The sequence below is a fragment of the Synergistaceae bacterium genome (genome assembly GCA_021372895.1).
Lineage (GTDB): Bacteria > Synergistota > Synergistia > Synergistales > Synergistaceae > JAJFTP01.
Genome location: JAJFTP010000086.1, coordinates 1 through 5,555 on the forward strand (window position 1 = coordinate 1; position 5,555 = coordinate 5,555).

8 protein-coding genes and 1 riboswitch are annotated in these 5,555 nt (G+C 47.2%); of the genes, 1 reads left to right on the forward strand and 7 read right to left on the reverse strand.

Features of this window, described 5'->3' with window-relative positions; translation table 11 throughout:
• From LLF78_07940 to LLF78_07970, 7 genes are all read right to left on the reverse strand, one after another.
• Positions 1-888, reverse strand: an 888-nt coding sequence (locus tag LLF78_07940) for a dipeptide epimerase (GenBank protein ID MCE5202424.1), incomplete at its 3' end; no start/stop codon positions are given.
• 211 nt (positions 889-1,099) lie between these two features.
• Entirely contained in the window at positions 1,100-1,432 is a 333-nt protein-coding gene (locus LLF78_07945) for a DUF3870 domain-containing protein (protein MCE5202425.1), read from the reverse strand.
• A gap of 35 nt (positions 1,433-1,467) precedes the next feature.
• The gene (locus LLF78_07950; GenBank protein ID MCE5202426.1) at positions 1,468-2,265 is read right to left on the reverse strand and encodes an ADP-ribosylglycohydrolase family protein; all 798 of its coding nucleotides are present in this window, start codon (positions 2,263-2,265) and stop codon (positions 1,468-1,470) included.
• The gene (locus LLF78_07955; protein ID MCE5202427.1) at positions 2,250-2,402 is read right to left on the reverse strand and encodes a hypothetical protein; all 153 of its coding nucleotides are present in this window, start codon (positions 2,400-2,402) and stop codon (positions 2,250-2,252) included. The genes LLF78_07950 and LLF78_07955 overlap by 16 nt, the downstream gene beginning before the upstream one ends.
• A 33-nt stretch (positions 2,403-2,435) precedes the next feature.
• Entirely contained in the window at positions 2,436-3,203 is a 768-nt protein-coding gene (locus tag LLF78_07960) for a hypothetical protein (protein MCE5202428.1), read from the reverse strand.
• A gap of 166 nt (positions 3,204-3,369) precedes the next feature.
• Positions 3,370-3,470: riboswitch (SAM riboswitch) on the reverse strand.
• A 130-nt stretch (positions 3,471-3,600) separates the two neighbouring features.
• Positions 3,601-4,404: a bacteriocin family protein gene (locus LLF78_07965; GenBank protein MCE5202429.1), complete on the reverse strand. Its 804-nt coding sequence runs from the start codon at positions 4,402-4,404 to the stop codon at positions 3,601-3,603.
• A gap of 25 nt (positions 4,405-4,429) precedes the next feature.
• Complete coding sequence (locus tag LLF78_07970; GenBank protein ID MCE5202430.1) at positions 4,430-4,762, reverse strand: ferritin-like domain-containing protein; 333 nt, start codon at positions 4,760-4,762, stop codon at positions 4,430-4,432.
• Positions 4,763-5,013: 251 nt separating this feature from the next.
• Here LLF78_07970 and LLF78_07975 point away from each other — a divergent pair.
• The coding region (locus LLF78_07975) for a hypothetical protein (GenBank protein MCE5202431.1) at positions 5,014-5,555 on the forward strand (542 nt) is incomplete at its 3' end.

Genomic DNA, 5,555 nt, shown 5'->3' on the forward strand with positions numbered 1-5,555 from the left:
CATACAGCCTATCATTACCTCTGCTCCCATGGACTGTGAGAGCGCGATGATCTGTCGTGCGTTCCTTATTCCTCCGCATTTCATGAGTTTGATGTTGACCATATCCGCCGCATGGCGCCTAAGTATCTCCATTGCATCGCGCGCCGACCAACAGCTTTCGTCAGCTGCGACAGGCACAGGAGAATTTGCTGTTACATGCGCAAGCCCGTCAAGATCGCCGGCCTTTACAGGCTGCTCAACAAGCTCAAGGTCAAAACCGGCATCCTGCATCCGGTTAAGGATCCTTACCGCCTCATTCGGATCCCAGCCCTGATTGGCATCGATCCTGATCTTAACTCCGCTGCCAACAGCATCGCGTATAGCCTTCAGACGCAGGAAATCAATCTCAGGATCAACTCCTACTTTTGTTTTTATAATCCTGAAACCGTCCTTTTGCGCCCTCCTGGAGTCCTCAGCCATTTCCTCAGGACTATTGACGCTTATTGTGACATCTGTTTCAACTGCTTTTCCGCTTCCTCCGAAAAGTCTCCAAACAGGCTGTTTCACAGACCTCGCCCATATGTCATGGAGTGCGATGTCGATCGCAGCTTTGGCACTGGTGTTCCTTATCAGGGAAGCGTCAAGGATGTCAAGGCACTGCTCAAGGTCTGACGCGTCGATTCCTGTCATTACTGGCCTTATCATTTCATCTATTGCACCCCTGATCGATCCGACAGTATCTCCTGTCACTTTTCCCGTTGGGGGTGCCGAACCCCATCCGGATATGCCGCAGTCAGTATCTATCCTTACTATCACATCGGTCATTTCATCAACCGTCCTGACCGCTGTTTTAAAGGGTACTTTGAGCGGAGTTCTCAGAATTCCGGCTTTTATTCCGGTTATTTTCATAATTCCTCACCTCTTTTCCTGTATGGATCTTTCTTAAATAAAGATGTTTCCATCAGCAATCCCCCTTATTTTTTTGCAGCCGGTCCAATGTGCTGCAGTATACAGAAACAAAAAAGCACCTTTTGGCATCTGATAAACAGATGTCCAAAAGGTGCTGGATCTTCTCCCCATTGCTGCAAACGTATAGATTACAGGCGGGTGGACAAGGCAGCTATTCCGCTATTATTATACCTTTGTTCCACGATCTGTATTTTTTTACCGCGTCTTTGTATGCTACCTGGATCGCTTTTTGAGACGAACCCAGATAGGTGTGATTTATTTTTTCTATTATTTTGGGGTCTATCTCGGCTAGCGACCTGCCAAGAAAAATATCCTTTATGAATTTATTCGTCAGATCCAGTACTACTGAAGCTTCGAGATCTAATATCTCTCCTGACTCACCGTCTGCAATAAAGGTAATGAAAAACTGCGAAAACTGGTGTGTTATAGGGTTTCCCATCTGAGATTTCGCATTTCCGATAATACATAATTTCTCCCGCTCCATAATTCCACCCCTAACGGCCAATAATGATTATATATTTAAGATCTGACACAAGCAATACGTGATTCAAACTCATTGAGTATGGCTAAGAGGCGTTTGTCCAGGTAGGGAAGCGCGTGTTCGCGTATGTCAGAAGGGATGCCGTAATATGCCTCGGCAATGCCTCCGGTTATTGCCGCTATGGTGTCGCTGTCTCCTCCTAATGAGACTGCGTTGCGTATTGCGTCTTCGAAACCGGTCGATTCAAGAAAGGACATTATGGCCTGAGGCACGGTCTTCTGACATGTTTCGTTGAATGTGTATGTCGGACGGATCTCATCCAGGGTAAAATCCATTGGATAGTAATATTTGTCGATGTGATCCCTTATTTCAGGTATGCTTTTGCCTATGCGGGCAAGATATATAGCGGCCGTGGTGGCTTCAGCGCCTTTAAGGCCTTCCGGGTGGTTGTGCGTTACTTCTGTGACGATTTTGGAAAGTATTTTGGCTTCTTCAAGAGAAGATGCGGCAAAGCCGCAGGGGCTGACACGCATTGCCGCTCCGTTCCCGTAACTGTTGTAGGGTTTGGGATCGTCCGTGTACATCCACATGTAGAACTTTCCGCCGTAGCCGCAGTTCGGATAGGGTCTTCCGACCGACTGAAGATGTCCGGCGATAGTTTCCCTGAGGATATCCGGATCTTTTTTGCTTTCAAGTATCGCCTTGGCGACAGCCAGAGTCATTATGCTGTCATCCGTAATAAAGCAGTCACGCATGAAGAATTCAAAGTCTTTGGTTTTGATACGGTCCCATTCGAACCTTGAACCGACGATGTCGCCTATTATCGCGCCAAGCATTTCAACACCCCGTTCACTTTAGTTTTGACAGTATCTTTTGCCCGAACTGCCAGATAGAGGTAATCATCTCTGCCATCAAGCATCGGTGGTTGTTCGTCGGCGGCTTTGTCGTATCTCTTATTCGGTATGCCTTCCATTGTTTAGCCTCCTTGATAAATTCTCACATATACTTACAGCGTTGTGTTATTAAGCTGATTGATCAAAGCCTGGATAGGGGAGTACCAAATATAATCTTCGGGCTTTTCGGGTATCGTTTTTTTAGGTTTTGCTGCGGGTATTTTTTCGGGATCTTTCTCGTACTCAGTCCATTTTCTCGACAGAGTCCGAAAATCGTAATGGAGGACTTTCTGGGAAACGGCATCCGAGGAGCTGTCGGTATGTGCCTTGGCAAATTTTGCCTTCCTCTCGCTGATCATACTTATGGCGGAGCGGACCTTTTGTATAAAATGGTCTTCAGCGCTATCCCTTTCCCTTTTGCAGGATGTGCAAAATCCGTGGTATTTATTGTTCCCGGTAAGCGGACTCCCGCCCCAACCAAAGATCCTCACGACCCCTCCGCAGAAGGGACACTTTGTGGTCCATTCGCCGTTGTTCCAAAGCGTCAGGAGCATTCCGAGCGTTAGGCCACCTCCGCTGACATAAGCGAGCGACAGTCCCGAGAAATAGAGGCGTGTTTCGGACATTGCCTCGTCATTGATTATTCTTTCCCTGTTTTCCCATATAAGCCCGTAATTCTCAATGAACAGATTTTGTTCCTCCAGCCGGGGATTCCCGCCGACTCTGAGAGCATTATAATATGCGACATCATATTCAGGCTTGGTATCCTTTATAGCTCCTTCTGTGTTTTGGGTGACTGCCGTTTCTCCGGAAAATGTTTCGGTTTCCTTTTGAGAGTTTGTTGCGCCTGAAAAATATGCATTGAATTTGACTGCTGACATGAACATCGACTCCCTCTCTATCGTATATGATTTCAATATATGGATTTGGTAAATAACAAAAATACAGTCCTGAAAAGAGGGTTATGATGAACAAAAAAGCGGTCCCCCTTATAAGAGAGGCCGCAAATGTTTCTTCGCCGCAGATAATTACATCAACGCGGATAGTCTCTCATCATTCCCGTTCAGGGATGGTTTTGGCACCTTGCCGGTCAAGGCAGGTTGTCGTTGCTTCATCGGGCCATTTCCCTCAGCAACTCTTTATGAGTATGTCCGTATATTATACAGTTAAAAAATAAGCTTGCAACGACTAAATTACTAAAAAGCCAGTGGGGGAAGATGTTGATCCCCACTGACTTTTGCTGTTTATCTAAATCGGCTTGCTGTAAAGAAGTCTTGTCTATTCGGCTATTTTGAAGGGTACAATTGCTTCCGGAGCAAGGACCCGGAACGTGAAAGTCTCCGTGATGTAGAAGTTTACTTCGGTATTCGTGTGTGACTGATAGCCTATCGAGAAGTCCTGTCCCACTATAAGCTCACTGTCACCGCCGCGCAGAGATACGAGCATGGAGGTTTCATACAGACTTGAAAGAACTATTTTGCCGCCGATCAAGGCTTCTACGCGCTTTTTAAGCGGATAGCATTTTGCGGATGTCTGTATCTTTGTCCAGAGCGGCAGTGAGCAGACGAGCGCAAATGGTCCGCTGACGGAACGCGCGCTGAGGGTCTTTACTGCGGTGTCGAGTGCAGAAATTATAGCCTCGTCCTCAAGCTGCATCTCTACAGGTTCATTGTCGCTTTCAAGCTCAAGCCCGAGAATGCCCGCATCCTCAAGGCCCTGATATATCGCTGTGTCCTCAAAGAGGGCGGCCTTGCGGCCCGCTTCATGTACCGGTGTAAAGTCCACAGTCTTGCAGCCGCGGCTGATGTCCTCAAGATCCCACATTGACATAGTAAACGGCACCCTTATCTCCACCAGCGGAAGAACTTCGCGCATACCATAACTGACTCCGTCCACCGGGGATTCTTCAGCCAGGGACAGTGTCCCTTCCGATACGGCGTCGTACTTCCAGCCCATAGGTCCTTTTACGTCTACGACCTTACGTCCTGACAGGACACTTGTAATTGCATTTTTTGCCTGCTCGTCTATCTCTTCCCATGCCTCAGGGACGATCGGCGCCAGTGATCTCTTCAGAATATCCATATTAATATCCCCCTTGTCCGTAACTTTAAATTTTGCCTATTCCAAGGTCTTTGCCGTCCGGTTCTGCGGCGGCAGCTGCTTCGTGTTTTCCAAGCGGTTCGGTTGTAAAAAGGTAATCATGAAGTTCCTTGTCCCAGTTCTCCATGTTACGGCGGATCCATTCAATAAGCATCGACGCGTGTTCTTTCTCTTCGTCTCTGTTGTGCGCCATGATGCGCTTAAGTTCTTCGTCTGTTGTGACCGCAACTCTCTGGTTGTACCAGTCAACTGCTTCGAGCTCTTCTCGAAGGCTTGTGATAGCCTTTGAAATATCAATGGTCTTCGTGTCCATCTTATCGTATGGTTCTGTGTAAGCCATTAAATAACGCCCCTTTCTGCACTCTCTTAATTTAAAGCTGGTTTAATGCCTTGAAACCTTACATTGCAAGTTTTACATATTTGTTCATATTTTACGTCAGTAATATAGCGGTAAAACAACAATACTGACACATGAATTAAAAATACTGCGGCAAGCATGGATAGATCGGTGTAATGTTATGTTATGATTCTTTATGTCATAAATAACCTAAGCTCTTCTGCAGAGGACTCTTTGTCAAAGGGAGTATGTCTATGTCTGAATGCGGTTGTCATACAAAAAAGATAGGCGACTATAAGTGCATAGTTACAGATTCTTATATGCTTGATGAGCAGATAGCATGGATCACTTTAAGATGTCAGGAGCTTGTCCCGATGGTGCGGCCCGGCAACTGTGTCTTGATTTTTCCAACGACAGGGCTGGATCCGCTGCTTGGGAGGCCGTTTTCCATTGCCAATGCCGATACGCGGAAGGGTGAGATCTCAATCTGCTATGTGATTCGTGGCAAAGGGACCTGGATGATGTCGCAGCTACGTCCGGGGACGGAAATCCGCGTGCGCGGACTTTTTGGCGTTCCTCTGCCTGAAAGAAGCGGCAGGGTTTATTTCGCCGCAGGCGGAGTTGGTATCGCGATCTTTATGTATTACTGCAAGTTATTTCCGGAGCGGGTCGGTGGGATTTATCTCGGAGTCCGCGGCAGGGGCTATGAGAAATACGCCGGGCAGATCCTGTCTCTATTGCCAGGCACACATGTTTTTGCCGATGACGGTTCTTTTGGAGAGGGAGACTCGATGTT

What these genes read in the sequence shown, in the direction of transcription:
- LLF78_07960 (MCE5202428.1), bottom strand. Translation starts at nt 3,203, where the DNA reads ATGTCAGCAGTCAAATTCAATGCATATTTTTCAGGCGCAACAAACTCT.
- LLF78_07945 (MCE5202425.1), bottom strand. Translation starts at nt 1,432, where the DNA reads ATGGAGCGGGAGAAATTATGTATTATCGGAAATGCGAAATCTCAGATG.
- LLF78_07950 (MCE5202426.1), bottom strand. Translation starts at nt 2,265, where the DNA reads ATGCTTGGCGCGATAATAGGCGACATCGTCGGTTCAAGGTTCGAATGG.
- LLF78_07955 (MCE5202427.1), bottom strand. Translation starts at nt 2,402, where the DNA reads ATGGAAGGCATACCGAATAAGAGATACGACAAAGCCGCCGACGAACAA.
- LLF78_07965 (MCE5202429.1), bottom strand. Translation starts at nt 4,404, where the DNA reads ATGGATATTCTGAAGAGATCACTGGCGCCGATCGTCCCTGAGGCATGG.
- LLF78_07970 (MCE5202430.1), bottom strand. Translation starts at nt 4,762, where the DNA reads ATGGCTTACACAGAACCATACGATAAGATGGACACGAAGACCATTGAT.